We start from the raw sequence: 15,492 nt of genomic DNA on the forward strand, positions 1-15,492 counted from the left end.
TATCGACTAAATTAAAAAAAATAGTTATAAAACTCTATAATAACAAACTAAAAGTTAATAGCGGAGGATAAAATGAAATATATTATTTTTGAAGATTTTGCTGGTCAAGCTATTCCTATTATTTTCCCAGAACGGGTAGATTATGTAGAATTCAGAGAACAAATTCCTTATCCTGCTGTATTAGCAGCAGGAAAAGTTAAATTAACTGATACAGGATTTATTTGTTATGGTGAATCTAAAGAGCTAGGAGTAAAATCATCTTCAAATGATGCTAAAATTATTGAACAGTATTTAAAAAAAGATTAATTGGGGCGAGTTTTCCAACGTCTATGCAACCAATACCATTGCTCTGGATAAGATAAAACTTTTTTTTCAACTGCTTGGGTATAAAATTGGGTTATTACTTTTATTTTATCTTTTAATGTTCCGTTTAAAGTTTTAGTATCAAGGGGTTTTTCTAAAAAGAGACGAATTTTTGTGCCTTCTCTAATTACAAATGCTGGCCAAATTAAGGCCTTTGCCCTTAAGGCAATCAAAGCTGGGCCAATATTAACAGCTGCTATTTCACCTAAAAATGGTAAAAAAATTGCTTCTTTTTTTAATGTATTATGATCCACTAAAAACGCAGCCATCCCTCCTTGGCGTAAATTAGGAAGGAGCTTATAAGTAATTAATCTATGACCGACAATTTCTGCATTTCGTTCTGTTCTCAATCTTTTTATTAATTTTGCCATAAATTTATTTTTAGGGAATTTTACTACTACTTGAGTTGATTTATTTGGTAAATAAAATTTTAATAATGCTAATAACATTTCCCATGGACCTAAATGCCCAGTAACAATAACTGCAGGTCTTTTACTATTTTTTAATAAGTTTATATTATCAAGATCATCTGTTACAACATTATCGCACATAAATTTATAATCAAAATTTTGGACTAAAAAAGATTCAAAATAAGCCATTCCAGTATGAATAAAGCTTTGCTTAGCTAAAGATTTAGCTTGTATAAAATCCAAACCAAGATGTTTTTGAATGGAAAAAATAGTTTGTTCTCGTCTTTTTTTTAGTAAATTCCATAATAAAAGACCAATAATTCTACCATACCTATCACAAGAATAAATATTTATACTTCTTGACCAATTAATAAGAAGTTGAATAAAAATCTCATCTAACATAAAGCAAATCTAATTCCTTATATAAATATTTTTTATAAAATTCAAAATTTTTATCTTTTACTAAAATTGGTTTTCCATATTTAACTTCACATTTAGCAAAAGGATAAGGTAATTCAAATTTATCCCATGAATTAAAAACAAACTTTTTAGATATACATACTCTTACTGGTATTATAGGTAACTCTAACTTATAGGCAAGAAACAAAATACCATCTTTTATTTTATGACGTGGTCCTGTAGGACCGTCTAATGTGATAACCATATCTCTTGGATCTTGACGAAATTTTTTTAACATAGAAATTAGGGCTTTTACTCCTGTTTTGTTACTAGAGCCTCGCGCTAAAGTATAACCTAATTTTAACAATACATTGGCAATAATTTCTCCATCTCTGCTAGGGCTTACAAGAACGCGTATATTTTGATTGCGATGTAAATAACATAAAGGAAAAAGTTCTCCATGCCAAATTCCAAATAACACAGGTTGTTCTTGTTTTTTCAAACAAATATAATTATCATATTCAATTTGTTTATAACGAAGCGTTGATGACCATATTTTAGCCAAAGCAGTTATAATAGAAAAAGGAATTTTAATTTTTTTACTCTTAGACATTTTTAAACCTTAAAATAATATTTAACGAGTTGTTATCATGGTAAAAAACACTGCTTGTCAAGATATAGAATTAAAATCAAAAAAATTAAAAATAGGTCAGATATCTTATCTTAATATTTGGCCTTTTTTTTATTATTTAAAAAGAGAACCTTTTAAATTTTCTATAAAATACGTTAAAAATCATCCTTCTGCTTTAAATAAGCTGTTATTTCAAGATGAACTTGACTTAGCTCCTGCCTCATCTTTTGAATATTTAATCCACAGTGATCGTTATTTATTGTTTCCCAACTTAAGTATTAGTGCTAAAGAAGCGGTACAAAGTGTATTATTATGTTCTAACCTTCCTTTAGACTCTTTTAAAAAGAAAAAAAATCCAATAGTTTATCTTAGCCAAGCATCTGCAAGCTCTATTAATCTATTAAAAATATTATGGAACTTTTATTGGAAATTACCTGAACCCAAATGGACATTTGTTAAGCCTGGAGAAACTAAAAATTTTCCTTTTTTAGAAATTGGTGATTTTGCTTTAAACATATATTACAAACAAAAAAATAATTTTTATATTTATGATTTAGCACATGAATGGTTTAAATTTACAAATCTTCCTTTTGTTTTTGCTTTATGGATTATAAATAAAAACCTTTTTTTTATTAAAAAAGAACTTATTTATTTTCTCTATGAAACTTTAATTAAATCTAAACACTTATTGAAAATAGAAAAAAAACATCTTTTACAAAAAACTAAAACTAAATTTAGTTTTGATTTGAACGTTATCTCTAATTATTGGGATCTAATGGATTACAACCTAGACAAAGAACACAAGGCAAGTCTTATTTTATTTGCTCACTATTTAGAAAAAATGAAAATTATTGAAGGGATTCCTACCTTACAGTGGATTTAACTTATGGACTTAATTCTTTAAAACTTTCTTCTTTACCTACGATAGCAAGTATATCTCCTTTTTTTAACTTTTGATCAGCTTTTGGCACAAATGTATATTCTCCTTTTTCCTGGGTTTTGATAGCAATTGCTTGTACTCCATACTGATTAGTAAGATCCAATTCTCTTAAAGTTTTTCCTTCCCACTTAGAAGAAACTATTATCTCCTTTAATAATACTCCCTTACCCATAGGCAAATAGTCAATTAGCCCAGGAACTACTAAACTTCTTGCTAGCTGTTCTGCTGCAAATCGCTCAGGGAAAATAACATGATCTACGCCTATTTTTAATAAAACCTTTTCATGCTCATCACTAATAGCTTTACACCAAATATCCTTGGCTCCTAGTTCTTTAAGATATAAAGCAATTAAAATGCTAGCTTCCATGGAATGGCCAACACTTATTATTACATGGTTTAAGTCTGCAAACCCTAACTGAGATAAGGCTCCTTTGTCTGTTGCATCTGCTTCATATACCTGAGTTAAAATATCCTGAGCTCGTTTTATTCTATCGGATTTATTGTCTAAACCAACTACATTGTGGCCAAGGTTGACTAAAGATTTTGCTAAATAAAAACCAAACTTTCCTAATCCTATAACACCTACTTCAAACTTTGCCACTACCTTTTCCTCCTAACCTATTAATAAGGTATTTTCTGGCCATTTAAATCTTTCTTGTGATTGCCAACTCTGTAAAAGAGTTAAAAATAAAATAGGCCCTAACCTTCCTATAAACATTAAGGCTATAATAACCATTTTTCCAATAACAGATAAGTTTGGAGTTAATCCAACAGATAATCCTACTGTACCAAAAGCAGATACTACTTCAAACAAAATTTCTAAAAAAAGTCCTTTTGTTAAATGATGAGGAATATCTCCTCCTTCTGTTGCTAAGAGAATAGCAGTAGCTAAAAAAATAAGACTCATAGCAAATATAATTAAAGTTAATGCTTTGTTAAGACTTTTATCATCTAAAGCATATTTCCCAATGACGCATTGTTTTCTTCCAATAAGATTAGACCAGCCAAAAGAGACAAAAGTTCTAAAAGTAGTTGTTTTAATACCACCAGCACAAGATCCAGGAGAACCTCCTATAAACATCAGGAAAATCATAATTAAAAGGGAAAGATTTGTCATTTTATCAATTTCCACAGTATTAAATCCTGCTGTTCTACATGTAATAGACTGAAAAAAAGAAGTTAATATGCTTTTTTTCAAATCTATATATTCTGGATGAGCAAAAAACTCAGCAATAAAAATTAAAATAGTTCCACCAACAATTAATGCTAATGTTGTTTCTAATACTATTTTAGAATGCCAACTAAGTTTTTGTTTAGTACGAACATGTATTTTTCGTTCATATATTTCTAAAATTACAGCAAAACCAAGCCCACCAGAAACTATTAAAATAATAAAAATAAGATTAACTAAAAAAGAACTTTGCCATTCAATTAAACTAGAAGAAAATAAAGAAAAACCAGCATTACAAAATGCAGAAATAGAATGAAAAATTGCAGAAAAAGGAGAAAATTTTATAGGATCTAAGAGGTATAGCAATAATGCTCCCCCAAGTTCAATAAAAAACACAAATTGTATCATCTGTGTTAAAAATTTTCCTAGATGAAATGATGGATCGTGAAGTAAAGATTGTCCCACAGCTATCCTATCTGTAATACTTATTTTTTTTCTCCATAGATAAAAAACTAAGCTGGTATAAGTCATTATACCTAAACCGCCTAATTGAATTAAGGTTAAAATTACGCCCTGTCCAAATGGAGAAAAAAATGATCCTGTATCTACAACAATTAAACCTGTAACGCAGGTAGCTGAAGTAGCTGTAAATAAAGCATCTAACCAGGAAATAGAATTGCCTTTAAGACTTATAGGATGATGTAGGATAATGGCACCTATTAAAATAGTTAAAGCAAAAAAATAAACAGGCAAAGAAAAAGGAGAAATGAAATTTTTTTTCATTTTTTTATTTATTACTTAAAAATAATGAGCTATTCTTATCCTTAACTTTTTTAAAAAGCAAACACAAAAAAAGCCTACCCTTTATCAAACAAGGATAGGCTTTTTAAATAACCCTTTTATCCTTAATTATTCAATACTATTGACTAACTTTGTTAATTTAGAAACCTTACGAGCAGCTGTCTTCCAATGTAAAATTCCCTTTTGAGAGGCCTTTCCAATAACAGAGGTTGCTGTTCTTAATTTTTCAATAGCTTGAGTTTTATCTTTTTCCTCAACAGCTTGCCGTACAGCCTTTACAACATTTTTTATCCTAGTTTTAACTGCCCTATTGCGAGCTCTTCTTTTTAAACTTTGCCTATGTCTTTTAATTGCAGACTTGTGATTGGCCAAGACATAACCTCCTTTTAAATTTTGTATTTAAATTTTTTATTTCTTCTATACTTGTAATGCTGCAAAATCAGCTACAATCTCAAGCGTATTAGTCATACTTTTTAACATGGTCAAGCGATTTTTTCGTAAATTTTCATTTTCACACATAACCATCACATTATCAAAAAAATCATCTACAAATGGCTTTAATTCTAAAAGTAAATTTAAAAACTCTTTATATTTTTTGCTAGTTAAGAATTGTTTAAACTTTGTCTCTAATTCTTTTAATTTTTCATATAATCTCTGCTCAGCAGGTTCTTCTAATAGATCAACATTTATTTCAGTAAAAAAAGTTTCTTGTTTAGCCTGTTTTTTTATAATGTTAGATACTCGTTTAAACGTTAACACAGCTGTTTCAAATTCAGCTTGTTTAGAAAATTCATTCAACGCTTTTAACCTAAGAAATGTATCAAAAATATTATCAAAACTAGCTCCCAATGCTGCTTCTACAATTTGACTTTTAAAGCCTTGTTCTTGCCATAAATATTTTAAACGCTGAGCAAAGAAATCATTTAACTTATCAAAAAATTCTTTTTTATTTAACTTAAATTCAACATTTTCATAAAGATCGTAACTATAAGAAATTAAGTTGGATAAAGAAAGAGAAAGTTGTTTATCTAAAACTATCTGAATTATCCCAAGAGCATTTCTTCTAAGCGCATAAGGATCAGCTGCTCCTGTAGGAATAATATTTAATCCAAAACATCCAACCAAAGTATCTATTTTATCTGCTATACTAAGCAAAGCTCCTTCTAAAGATTGAGGCAGGTTTCCTTGCCCTTTTGGCAGGTAATGTTCATAAATAGCAGTTGCCACAACAGGATCTTCACCCATTTTACGTGCATATATACCTCCCATTATACCTTCCAAATCGGCAAACTCTCCTACCATTTCAGAAACAAGATCACACTTAGCTAAAAGACCTGCTCTTTTAAGTTCAGATAACTTCTGAGGATAAAATTTTTTACCTAAATATTCCATTAACATCGATAGCCTAGTTGCTTTTTGTCGCATACTTCCAAGAGGTCCTAAAAAAGTAACTTTTTCAAGCTGTTGCAGCCATTTGTTAAAAGAAGACTTTAAGTCAGTATGCCAAAAAAAGCTGGCGTCTTCTAGCCTTGCCTTTAAAACTCGTTCCCAACCTTTTTGAATAATATCTTTTTTTTCAGGCTCTAAATTTATTATAGTTAAAAAATAAGGTAATAATTTATTATTTGCTTTTACACCAAAACTTTTTTGATGACTCTCCATACTCATAAGTAAAACTTCTTCTGGTAATTCTAAAAATTTTTCATCAAATTTGCCTAATATTGGTTTAGGATATTCCACTAAGTAACAAACTTCTTCTAATAAAGAATTTTTCCAAGCTATTTCTCCTTCAACTTGCTTTGCCAAAAGATTCCCTTGGTGAAGAATATTTTTTTTACGCTCCTCAAAATTTAAAATAATTTTACCTTTGGTTTCTAAAACATTACTTAATTCTGAAGCATGTTCTACTTTAAAAGGACCTTTTCCCATAACCCTGTGTCCATAGGTGATATTAGAACTTTTAAGACCTGCTATTTGAAAATTTACTATTTTATCTTCAAACAATGCTAAAACCCAACGAATAGGACGTCCAAAAGTAAAATTATCTACCCAACGCATTTTTTTAGGAAAATGTAAATTTTCAATAATCTTAGGACATAAGCTTTGTAATACGATTATAGTATCTTGCCCTCCTATTTGTTTTTTTACAGCAAGATAACTTCCTTTAGATGTTTCTACCTCATAAGCATCTTCAAAAGATACTCCCTGAGATTTTATAAACCCCAATCCTGCTTTAGTTAAACTTCCATCTTCTTTTTTTGCTATTTTCAAAGGAGGACCTATAACTTCTATTATTTCTGTTTCTTGCTTTGAAGCAATATTATTTATTAGTACAATAAGCCTTCTTGGAGTAGAATAACTTTGAATATTATTAAAATATACTTTCTTTTCTTTTAAATAATTACTAAACATACCTGCTATATCTTTTTCTAATTTTTTTAAAAAACGTGCAGGCATTTCCTCAAAACCTATTTCTAAAACAAATAAACTCATTTGTGTTACCCTCTTTTTTATTTTTTTAGCAAAGGATATCCCATTTCTTCTCTTTGTTTAGCATAAAGACGAGCTATTGTAGAAGCAAGGTTTCTAACTCTACTAATAAAAGAAGTTCTCTCAGTTATAGAAATAGCTCCTCTAGCCTCTAGCAAATTAAATAAATGTGAACATTTTAAACAATAATCATAAGCAGGCCAAAGTAATTTATTTTCACATAGATTTAAACATTCTTGTTCACATTTATTAAAAAATTCTAATAACATCTTAGCATTGCTATAATCAAAATTATAATAAGAATGCTCTACTTCTGATTTATAGTGAACATCTCCATAAGTTATATTATCATTCCATTGTAATTCATATACTGACTCTTTTTCTTGCAAATACATAGAAATACGCTCTAAACCATATGTTATTTCTACACTAATAGGATCTAAATTAATTCCTCCCACTTGCTGAAAATAAGTAAACTGAGTTATCTCCATGCCATCTAACCATACTTCCCAACCTAATCCCCATGCTCCTAAAGTAGGAGATTCCCAGTCATCTTCTACAAAGCGTATATCGTGTTCATTAGAATTAATCCCTAAAGCTACAAGACTTTTAAGATACAGATCAATAACATTAGAAGGTGCTGGTTTTAAAATTACTTGAAATTGATAATAATGTTGCAAACGATTAGGATTTTCTCCATACCTGCCATCTGTAGGCCTTCTAGAAGGTTCTACATAAGCCACTCTCCAGGGTTCTGGACCTATTACTCTTAAAAAAGTAGCAGGATTAAATGTTCCTGCACCTACCTCAATGTCATATGGTTGTTGAATAATACAACCATTCTTTGACCAATATTCTTGTAAGACCATTATGACATCTTGAAAATACATCATGGACATCTCCTAAATGCTTATTTCTAAATGATATTCAATAAACCTACTTACTATTTCATAACATGCTTTTTGGAATGTCTTATTAATATCTATTTGTATCCAATCTTTAGGTTTAGATTGTGATATATATTTTAAAAATAAAATTATGTTACTATCTAATTTAAAATTGAGCCCTTTTTTCAGCCCACAAGAGACACAAAAAAAACCTCCTTCTTGAAAAGAAAAAAAAACAATTTTATGTTTTTGAAGTAAGGGCTTTTTACAATGTAAGCAATAAGAAAATAATGGCAAATATCCTAAATTAAATATTAAATTGGCTTTAAAAAGTAAAGGAAAATATGAAATATCAGATACTTTAGATATAATAGAAATAAAATTAACAAAAAGATCAAAAACTTGTTTATATTCGTCAGGTGTTATTTTAATTTTTTCCAAGAATTTGGTTATATTAGCAATTGCACCTATTTTATTAGAGTTTTGTTTCAGATCGATAAATTTATTAATTAAATAAGATTCTTTTAAAGTTAAATATTCTTTACGCTTACTTTTTTCAATTTTACCATATAATAAATTAAATTCATCTAAACAACCACAAAAACGTTTTTTGCTAACTAAACCACCAAAAGCAAAAAAAGTAGTTAAACCAAAATGGGGAGATAATACTTTTAACCATAAATCAACTTCTTTAAATCTCCCTTTTCTTAAAATAATAAAATTTTCATTGATTTCCATAAATTACTGAGTATTCAAAGGAAAATGTAGGGTTTTTACTTCTCCTTTTTCAGCATTTAAAGATATTTCCTTATTATTTAAATACACTTTTACTCCACCTGCATTACCTAACTTTAATTGTAAATTATTATTAAATTCTATAGTTATTCTCTCATTAGGATACAAATAATATTCTTGCGTTTTATTATTGTCTAAATTGGCTTGTACCCAACACTGGTCTTCAGCAACAACTTCTACTTTTTGAGTAGATATAAAAGATGATTTTTTCTCTATATTTTGAGTTTCATTAATATCAGAGTTATTTTTGTTTATATTTTTTTGTAAAGTATTATTTTTCTCTGCCCAAGAAAGTGTTTCATTAATATTTCTACTTTGCTCTTCTAAAACATTTTCTTGAGGTGTACTTTCATTTATCTGAGAAGAATTATTATAAACAGCACTTTCTTCAATAGGATTCCCTTTTTTAGAAAAAAAACTAAAAAATAAAATAATCACCATTACTAAAGCAATAATGCTAAGATAAAAACCTATTTGGCGATAATATTTTTTATTATCTTCAATTGTGGTTGGTAATTTATCTAGTTTATCTATTTTATTGTCAAATTTATACAAATCAGAATATTCTTCTCCTATCTTTTTCCAGTCTAAATCCAAAAATTTAGCATATGCTTGGATAAAACTTTTAGCATATATGGGGTGTGGTAAAGATTTTTCATCTCCTTCTTCTATGGCTTTTAAAATATGAATACCAACTTTAATATGCTCATGAACCTCTTTTAAATCAATGTTTTTAGATAACCTAGCCTCTTTTAAAATTTTTCCAATATCTTCTAGAGACATGGCATTCTCCACTTTTGTTAAATGTTAAAAAAAGACATCTATATAACCCCTTATAACTAAAATTTAAAGTTTAATTTCTATTACAGCCTTTTTTCTAAGATTATTTAAAAACTCTTTAAACAGCTTTTCAAATTTTTTAGCATAAAGCTTTTGTCTAATTTTATTTTTTACCTTATCTAAAGATTCAAGAATACCACTCTGAATATTAACTAACTTTAAAATAACTCCCTTATCTCCATATTCAAAAGGTCTTGAAATCTCTCCTGCTTTTAATTTATCCAGAACTTCCTTCCATTTAGAATTTAAGTCAGAATATTCTAAACATCCTAAATCACCACCATTTTGGGCATTAGGCCCTATAGAATACCTTTTTGCTGCTGTTTCAAAATCAATATTAGATTGTATCTCTTGATAAATCTCTTTAGCTTTACCATATGAGGGTAAAAGAATTATTTTTAAGCAAACCTTTTTATTTTTTTTATATTCTTTCTTATGTTCTTCATAATAGCTTTTAATCTCTTTTTCTGTAACAAGCACTTTTCTTTTTACTAATGCAGTTATAATTCTATGTCGTAAAATATCATCTCTTACTTTATTATAAAATTCTTCATATGTCATACCTTCTAATTTAAGTTGTTGTTTTAATTCTTCAGTTGTAAGATTATTTCTCGTTCTAAAATTATTTATATAGTTTTTTATTTCTAAATCAGATACGTTTATTTTATATTTTTTTGCTAAATTTTTAATTAAAATATCATCAATCATATCATTTAAAACTTTTCTTTTTAATTTCATAATTAAAATTTTATCATTATCGGATAGTTCTTTACCCTTAAATTTTTCTAAATATGGAGCCAATCTTTTATTTAAATCCACTAAAGTTATGATTTCTCCATCAACAACAGCCACAATTCTATCTACTATTTCTACAGAATATCCTCTATGTATAAATATTAAGAGAAATATAAAAATTAACAAGAATATATTTATAATTTTTTTATACATCTAATTACCCCTCCAATAAAGACTTATTGATCTTTATTTCAGCATTTCTTAAAGACTTTATAAACCAGTTATATAAGTATTGATTAATTTTTTTAGATAAAATTGCTCGTTCAATTAAAGGGTAGGCCTGAGCTGGTTCAAGATATTTAGATGAATATTTTTTATTAACTTTAAGTAAATAAAAACCCTTTTTATCATTTTTTATTTTACTGAAATGCCCTTCTTGAGTAAATTCCAAAGCAGTTTTCCATAACATAGGAGTCTGTTCTAAACTTAATTTATAATCATGAACAATTACCTCAGGATATTTATTTTTAATCGATTCTATAGATAATTTATTTTTCCTTATCTCTTGTAATATATTTTTATTAGCACAATAGAATAAAGTGAAACTAATCATATTTGGAATATAAAAATCTTTAATATGATTTTTATAATAAGATTCTACCTCTTTAAAATTTATTTTAATATTAGGTTTTATTATTGTATTAATAAATTTATTAATACTTAACCTAATTCTTAAAAACTTTTTCCAGCTATCATAATCAATATATTCTTCTATTAAAATTTTTTCAAATTCTCCTGGTGGATAATCTGACTTTATTTTTTCTTCTTCTTTTTGCACTTCTTCATCTGTAACAGCTAATCCTCTTTTTTTAAGTTCTTGATCAATTAATTTATATAAAAATAAATTCATTAATTCATTTCTATATTCTTTTTTTACTTTTGCAATATTTAAAAAATCTTCATCATATTCAAAATGAATAAAATCATATTTCTTCTCTATTTCATCTAAATATATATATTCTCCATTAATAGATGCTATCACTCCTGGTGGAGCATTATCTATCTTACAAGAAATAATAAACAAAAAAAATAAAATTATTATAACAGGGATAAAAGTCTTTATTTTACACATAACAAACTCTCTTGAAGATTTTTAATAATAAGAGAAAAATCATTAATTATTTTAGAAGAATCAAAACATTTCTCTTTATTATGATAAATTTTAATTTCTCCAGAAGGTAATAATTGAGCATTATTTTTTTCAACCCATGCCAAAACTTTTTTAACATCAAATTGAAAATCTTCTGCTTCCCATTTAATCATATAATAATTATTTTTAATAGAAAGTTTAGAAATACTTATTTTCCTTGCTTCCTGTTTTAACTTTATAAGTTCTATGAAATTTTGAAATTCTTTAGGAAAAAATCCATACTTATCTTTTATTTCTTTTAAAACCTCATCAAAAGAATTATCTTCATTTTTAGCCAATAAACGATAATACCTTAGCCTCTCTTTTTTATCTAAAATATAATTTTGCGGAATATAAGCACTTAAATTTATTTCTATTTCAGGCTCTTTCTTTTGTGTTATCACTTTTCCTTGTAATTTCTTTATTTCATCATCTAACATTTCTAAGAAAAGGTCTAATCCTACCTTTCCTATTTGTCCACTTTGAGCTTCTCCTAAAATATTCCCAGCTCCTCTCAGACGTAAATCTTCCATTGCCAAGCGAAAACCTGCACCTAAATAGTCTAAAGATAAAATTACTTGTAAACGTTTCTTAGCTTTAGGTGGAAGTTCTTTTAAGCTTGGAACCAAAAAGTAAGCAAATGCTTGTTTTTCTGACCTACCTACTCTACCTCTTAATTGATATAGTTGCCCTAACCCAAAGAGGTGGGCATTGTCCACAATTAGAGTGTTTGCATTTGGAAAATCAAGTCCAGATTCTATAATGGAAGTACAAACAAGAATATCTATATTTTTTTTATAAAAATTGTGCATAACTTGTTCTAAATCTTTCTCTAACATTTGACCATGGGCAATTTCTATTTTTGCGTGAGGTACAATTTTTTTTATCTTCTCAGCAACAGCAGCTAAACCTTTCACTCTATTGTGCACCCAAAAAACTTGGCCTTTTCTATCCAATTCAAACTCTAAGATAGATTTTAAAGCAGCAAAATTTTTTTCTAATAATTGAGTTTTTACGGGTTTTCTCTCTGGTGGAGGAGTTTCTATTACACTTAAACTTCTAATCCCAGATAAAGAAAGCTGTAATGTTCTAGGTATAGGAGTTGCTGTAAGAGTAAGCACATCTATTTCTTTTCTCATTTTTTTCAATTTTTCTTTATGTTGAACTCCAAACCTTTGTTCTTCATCTAAAATAAGAAGCGCCAGTTGAGGGATTTTAACATCTTTAGAAAGAAGCCTGTGGGTTCCTATTATAATATTTATCTTTCCTTGTTCCAACTCTTGAATAATTTTTTTTTGTCTTTGAGAAGCTACAAACCTACTTAATACTTCTACTCGTATTCCAAATGGTTCCATTCTCTTCTTAAAATTATGAAAATGTTGCTCTGCTAAAATAGTAGTAGGACACAATACACATACTTGATGTCCATCTTTTACAGCCCTAAATGCAGCTCTTAATGCTACTTCAGTTTTACCAAACCCCACATCACCACAAACAAGCCTATCCATAGGAATAGGATTTTCCATGTCTGCCATTACTTCTGCAATGGCTTTAGCCTGATCTGGAGTTTCTTCAAAACCAAAATTGGCTTCAAATTCATAGTAATCTTCGTCAAGAGGACTATAAGAATGACGTTTAGCTATCTTTCGATATGCATATATTTGAACTAAATCTTTCGCTATTTTTTCAACTTGTTTTCTAACAGCTGCCTTAACTTTATTCCATCTAGAGCCTCCTAATTTATCTAAAGGAGGAACAACTCCTTCAGGACCTTTATACTTTTGAATAAGATTAACCTTTTCTACAGGGAGATATAATCTATCATCATTAGCATATAGTAAAACAAGATATTCTCCTGTAAGATTATTAATACTTAAAGTTTTTAAACCAGAAAAATAAGCAACACCATAATCTCGATGAACTATTAAATCTCCTTCTTCAAGATCATCATAACTTTTTAGTCCAGAAAATTTTTTTATTCTATATCCTGCTGAAGGAAGTAATAAATCAGAACTTATAACAATGCTATTTTCCCATTTTAAAATATACCCTTTGGTTGTAGGCGAAATTAAAGCATAAAACCCTCTTTGATTTTGATTAAATTTATAAAATATATTTCTAGGTAAAACACTATTTAATGTTCGAATAAATTTATTTCTACTTTGTTCAGATTTAAAACTTATAATAACTTGATTATAGTTTTTTATCCATTTTACCAAATAATGTTTTAAAGTTCTTATTGGCCTAATTTTCTCTTCTGGCTTCCAAAATAAATCATCATAAGATATTATTTTTTCTTCTTCTAATTTAAATTTAGTTAAGTCTGAGTTTTTAGAATTAATTAAAGATGGAAAAAATATCTTTTTTCTATGGGATAAATATTGTTTGATTTCATTTTTTTGAAAAAAAGTATAAATAAAAGGAATACAATTTTTTCTACAAAATTCTTTAATTTTATGTTCATAACTCTCTAAATTCAAAGATAATTCTTCAGATGTAGGTATAAATAAAATACTTTCATTAAAATAATCCAAAATATTACATAATTTTTTTATGTAAAAATTAAAAAAATAAAGCTCTTTTTCTAAATAATCATTTATATCCTTTTTAGTTTCTCCAATCTGATTCAATTCTTTAAACTCTATGCTTTTTTCAGGAGGTTTGATAAAAAAAGGTATTATAAAAACCTCATCAACCTCTTTTATAGATTTTTGAGAAATAGGATGAAATAGTTTTATTTCTTCAATAAAATCTCCAAACAAATCTATTCTTATTGGATATTCATAATAAGGAGAAAATATATCTAAGACACTTCCTCTAACCGCAAATTCTCCTTTATCTACAACTTGAACAACTCTTTTATAATTAAACTTTATTAAAGTATCTATAAAATTCTCTAGCAAAATATCCTGACCTTTTTGAAGCAAAACAGTATGTTCTAAAAAAAATTTTTTTTGGGGAACTCTCCAAAAAAGTAAGGACAATGGAACAAATATGATTTTAAAATGATTATGTTGATTTAAGAATAAAGAGTAACAAGAATAAAATAAATCAGACCAAAAGTTAGAATTTTGTTTATCATATAAAAAATTAGGGAAAGTTATTATATCTTGTTTTGGATAAAATAAACGTCCTAATTCTAAATATTCTTTAAAATTATCTTTAACTAGAAAAATAACATTCTTATTTTTATTATAAAAATAATTAGAAATTTTAATTTGTGTGCAAGGACCTGAGTTATAAATATAAATCTCATTATGTTTTATAAGTGAAGACTCTATTTTAGAAGTTATCATAATCAAAAAGTTAAAGCCGCCTTTAAAATAAAGGCGGCTAAAAAAATTATATTCCTATATTTTACTTTATACTTGAGATAATTCTTCTTGTTCTTTATGTGTCAATAACTTATCTAAATCTAAAAGGATAAGCAATCTATTATCTAATTTGCCAACACCACTTATATATTCGGAGTCAACTCCTGCAACAACAGGAGAAGGAGGCTCTACAGTATCCTTTGGAATACGTAAAACTTCGAAAACAGCATCTACAACAAATCCAACTACTGTATTGTTTATTTCTATAACAATTATTCTTGTATTTTTATCATATTCTTTTGCTTTCAATTTAAACCTTTTACGCAAATCTAAAATGGGTATTACTTTACCTCTTAAATTAATCACCCCTTCTACAAAATCAGGAGCATTAGGAACCTTTGTTATATTTAACATACGGATAATTTCTTGGACCTTTAAAATGTCCACTCCAAATTCCTCTTCTCCTATCCCAAAAGTAACTAATTGCAAAATCTCTTTTTCTCTTTTAGTGTTTTCTTTCATATCTC

The 15,492-nt window shown here is 27.7% G+C and carries 15 protein-coding genes; 2 read left to right on the top strand and 13 right to left on the bottom strand.

Annotated elements, in window-relative coordinates:
- The first annotated feature begins 72 nt into the window (after window positions 1–72).
- On the top strand, window positions 73–306 hold the full coding sequence (locus BLP60_RS01320) for a hypothetical protein (protein ID WP_092062193.1): 234 nt from the start codon (window positions 73–75) through the stop codon (window positions 304–306).
- On the opposite strand, the gene BLP60_RS01325 is transcribed toward BLP60_RS01320, so the two are convergent.
- Window positions 303–1,175 carry a lysophospholipid acyltransferase family protein gene (locus BLP60_RS01325; protein ID WP_092062196.1) on the bottom strand — a complete coding sequence of 291 codons (873 nt, stop codon included), beginning with the start codon at window positions 1,173–1,175 and terminating at the stop codon, window positions 303–305. The two genes, BLP60_RS01320 and BLP60_RS01325, sit on opposite strands and share 4 nt — an antisense overlap.
- Window positions 1,165–1,785 carry a lysophospholipid acyltransferase family protein gene (locus tag BLP60_RS01330; protein WP_092062199.1) on the bottom strand — a complete coding sequence of 207 codons (621 nt, stop codon included), beginning with the start codon at window positions 1,783–1,785 and terminating at the stop codon, window positions 1,165–1,167. Before BLP60_RS01330 ends, BLP60_RS01325 begins: the two co-directional genes overlap by 11 nt.
- Before the next feature lie 37 nt (window positions 1,786–1,822).
- On the opposite strand from BLP60_RS01330, the gene BLP60_RS01335 reads away from it, so the two are divergent.
- Window positions 1,823–2,686: a menaquinone biosynthesis protein gene (locus BLP60_RS01335; protein ID WP_092062202.1), complete on the top strand. Its 864-nt coding sequence runs from the start codon at window positions 1,823–1,825 to the stop codon at window positions 2,684–2,686.
- A gap of 1 nt (window position 2,687) precedes the next feature.
- Here the strand turns inward: BLP60_RS01335 and BLP60_RS01340 are convergent, their stop codons facing one another.
- The 11 genes from BLP60_RS01340 to BLP60_RS01390 all read right to left on the bottom strand — a co-directional run bounded on the left by BLP60_RS01340 (window position 2,688) and on the right by BLP60_RS01390 (window position 15,487).
- Window positions 2,688–3,344, bottom strand: coding sequence for a potassium channel family protein (locus BLP60_RS01340; RefSeq protein ID WP_092062205.1), 657 nt, complete (start codon window positions 3,342–3,344; stop codon window positions 2,688–2,690).
- Between the two features lie 12 nt (window positions 3,345–3,356).
- Window positions 3,357–4,697: a TrkH family potassium uptake protein gene (locus BLP60_RS01345; protein WP_092062208.1), complete on the bottom strand. Its 1,341-nt coding sequence runs from the start codon at window positions 4,695–4,697 to the stop codon at window positions 3,357–3,359.
- A 126-nt stretch (window positions 4,698–4,823) separates the two neighbouring features.
- Window positions 4,824–5,087 (bottom strand): 30S ribosomal protein S20, encoded by a 264-nt coding sequence (gene rpsT, locus BLP60_RS01350; protein ID WP_092062211.1) that lies wholly within the window; start codon window positions 5,085–5,087, stop codon window positions 4,824–4,826.
- A 45-nt stretch (window positions 5,088–5,132) separates the two neighbouring features.
- A complete protein-coding gene (gene glyS / locus BLP60_RS01355) occupies window positions 5,133–7,208 on the bottom strand; it encodes a glycine--tRNA ligase subunit beta (RefSeq protein ID WP_092062215.1) in 2,076 nt (691 codons plus the stop codon).
- A gap of 17 nt (window positions 7,209–7,225) precedes the next feature.
- Entirely contained in the window at window positions 7,226–8,095 is an 870-nt protein-coding gene (locus BLP60_RS01360; protein WP_092062849.1) for a glycine--tRNA ligase subunit alpha, read from the bottom strand.
- 12 nt (window positions 8,096–8,107) lie between these two features.
- Window positions 8,108–8,830: a DNA repair protein RecO gene (gene recO, locus BLP60_RS01365; RefSeq protein ID WP_092062219.1), complete on the bottom strand. Its 723-nt coding sequence runs from the start codon at window positions 8,828–8,830 to the stop codon at window positions 8,108–8,110.
- A 3-nt stretch (window positions 8,831–8,833) separates the two neighbouring features.
- Entirely contained in the window at window positions 8,834–9,670 is an 837-nt protein-coding gene (locus BLP60_RS01370) for a helix-turn-helix domain-containing protein (RefSeq protein ID WP_092062221.1), read from the bottom strand.
- A gap of 63 nt (window positions 9,671–9,733) precedes the next feature.
- A complete protein-coding gene (locus BLP60_RS01375) occupies window positions 9,734–10,675 on the bottom strand; it encodes a SurA N-terminal domain-containing protein (protein ID WP_092062224.1) in 942 nt (313 codons plus the stop codon).
- 4 nt (window positions 10,676–10,679) lie between these two features.
- Entirely contained in the window at window positions 10,680–11,594 is a 915-nt protein-coding gene (locus BLP60_RS01380) for a SurA N-terminal domain-containing protein (RefSeq protein WP_092062227.1), read from the bottom strand.
- Window positions 11,582–14,947: a transcription-repair coupling factor gene (gene mfd / locus BLP60_RS01385; protein WP_092062230.1), complete on the bottom strand. Its 3,366-nt coding sequence runs from the start codon at window positions 14,945–14,947 to the stop codon at window positions 11,582–11,584. The genes BLP60_RS01380 and mfd overlap by 13 nt, the downstream gene beginning before the upstream one ends.
- Before the next feature lie 66 nt (window positions 14,948–15,013).
- The gene (locus BLP60_RS01390; protein WP_092062233.1) at window positions 15,014–15,487 is read right to left on the bottom strand and encodes a chemotaxis protein CheW; all 474 of its coding nucleotides are present in this window, start codon (window positions 15,485–15,487) and stop codon (window positions 15,014–15,016) included.
- Between the last annotated feature and the right edge of the window lie 5 nt (window positions 15,488–15,492).

Origin of the sequence: Desulfonauticus submarinus (assembly GCF_900104045.1) — a bacterium.
Taxonomy (GTDB): Bacteria; Desulfobacterota; Desulfovibrionia; order Desulfovibrionales; family Desulfonatronovibrionaceae; genus Desulfonauticus; species Desulfonauticus submarinus.

Coding starts and splice junctions, on each gene's coding strand:
- BLP60_RS01325 (WP_092062196.1), bottom strand. CDS start 1,175: ATGTTAGATGAGATTTTTATTCAACTTCTTATTAATTGGTCAAGAAGT.
- BLP60_RS01330 (WP_092062199.1), bottom strand. CDS start 1,785: ATGTCTAAGAGTAAAAAAATTAAAATTCCTTTTTCTATTATAACTGCT.
- BLP60_RS01375 (WP_092062224.1), bottom strand. CDS start 10,675: ATGTATAAAAAAATTATAAATATATTCTTGTTAATTTTTATATTTCTC.
- mfd (WP_092062230.1), bottom strand. CDS start 14,947: ATGATAACTTCTAAAATAGAGTCTTCACTTATAAAACATAATGAGATT.
- BLP60_RS01320 (WP_092062193.1), top strand. CDS start 73: ATGAAATATATTATTTTTGAAGATTTTGCTGGTCAAGCTATTCCTATT.
- BLP60_RS01335 (WP_092062202.1), top strand. CDS start 1,823: ATGGTAAAAAACACTGCTTGTCAAGATATAGAATTAAAATCAAAAAAA.
- BLP60_RS01345 (WP_092062208.1), bottom strand. CDS start 4,697: ATGAAAAAAAATTTCATTTCTCCTTTTTCTTTGCCTGTTTATTTTTTT.
- BLP60_RS01390 (WP_092062233.1), bottom strand. CDS start 15,487: ATGAAAGAAAACACTAAAAGAGAAAAAGAGATTTTGCAATTAGTTACT.
- BLP60_RS01360 (WP_092062849.1), bottom strand. CDS start 8,095: ATGTATTTTCAAGATGTCATAATGGTCTTACAAGAATATTGGTCAAAG.
- recO (WP_092062219.1), bottom strand. CDS start 8,830: ATGGAAATCAATGAAAATTTTATTATTTTAAGAAAAGGGAGATTTAAA.
- BLP60_RS01370 (WP_092062221.1), bottom strand. CDS start 9,670: ATGTCTCTAGAAGATATTGGAAAAATTTTAAAAGAGGCTAGGTTATCT.
- glyS (WP_092062215.1), bottom strand. CDS start 7,208: ATGAGTTTATTTGTTTTAGAAATAGGTTTTGAGGAAATGCCTGCACGT.
- BLP60_RS01380 (WP_092062227.1), bottom strand. CDS start 11,594: ATGTGTAAAATAAAGACTTTTATCCCTGTTATAATAATTTTATTTTTT.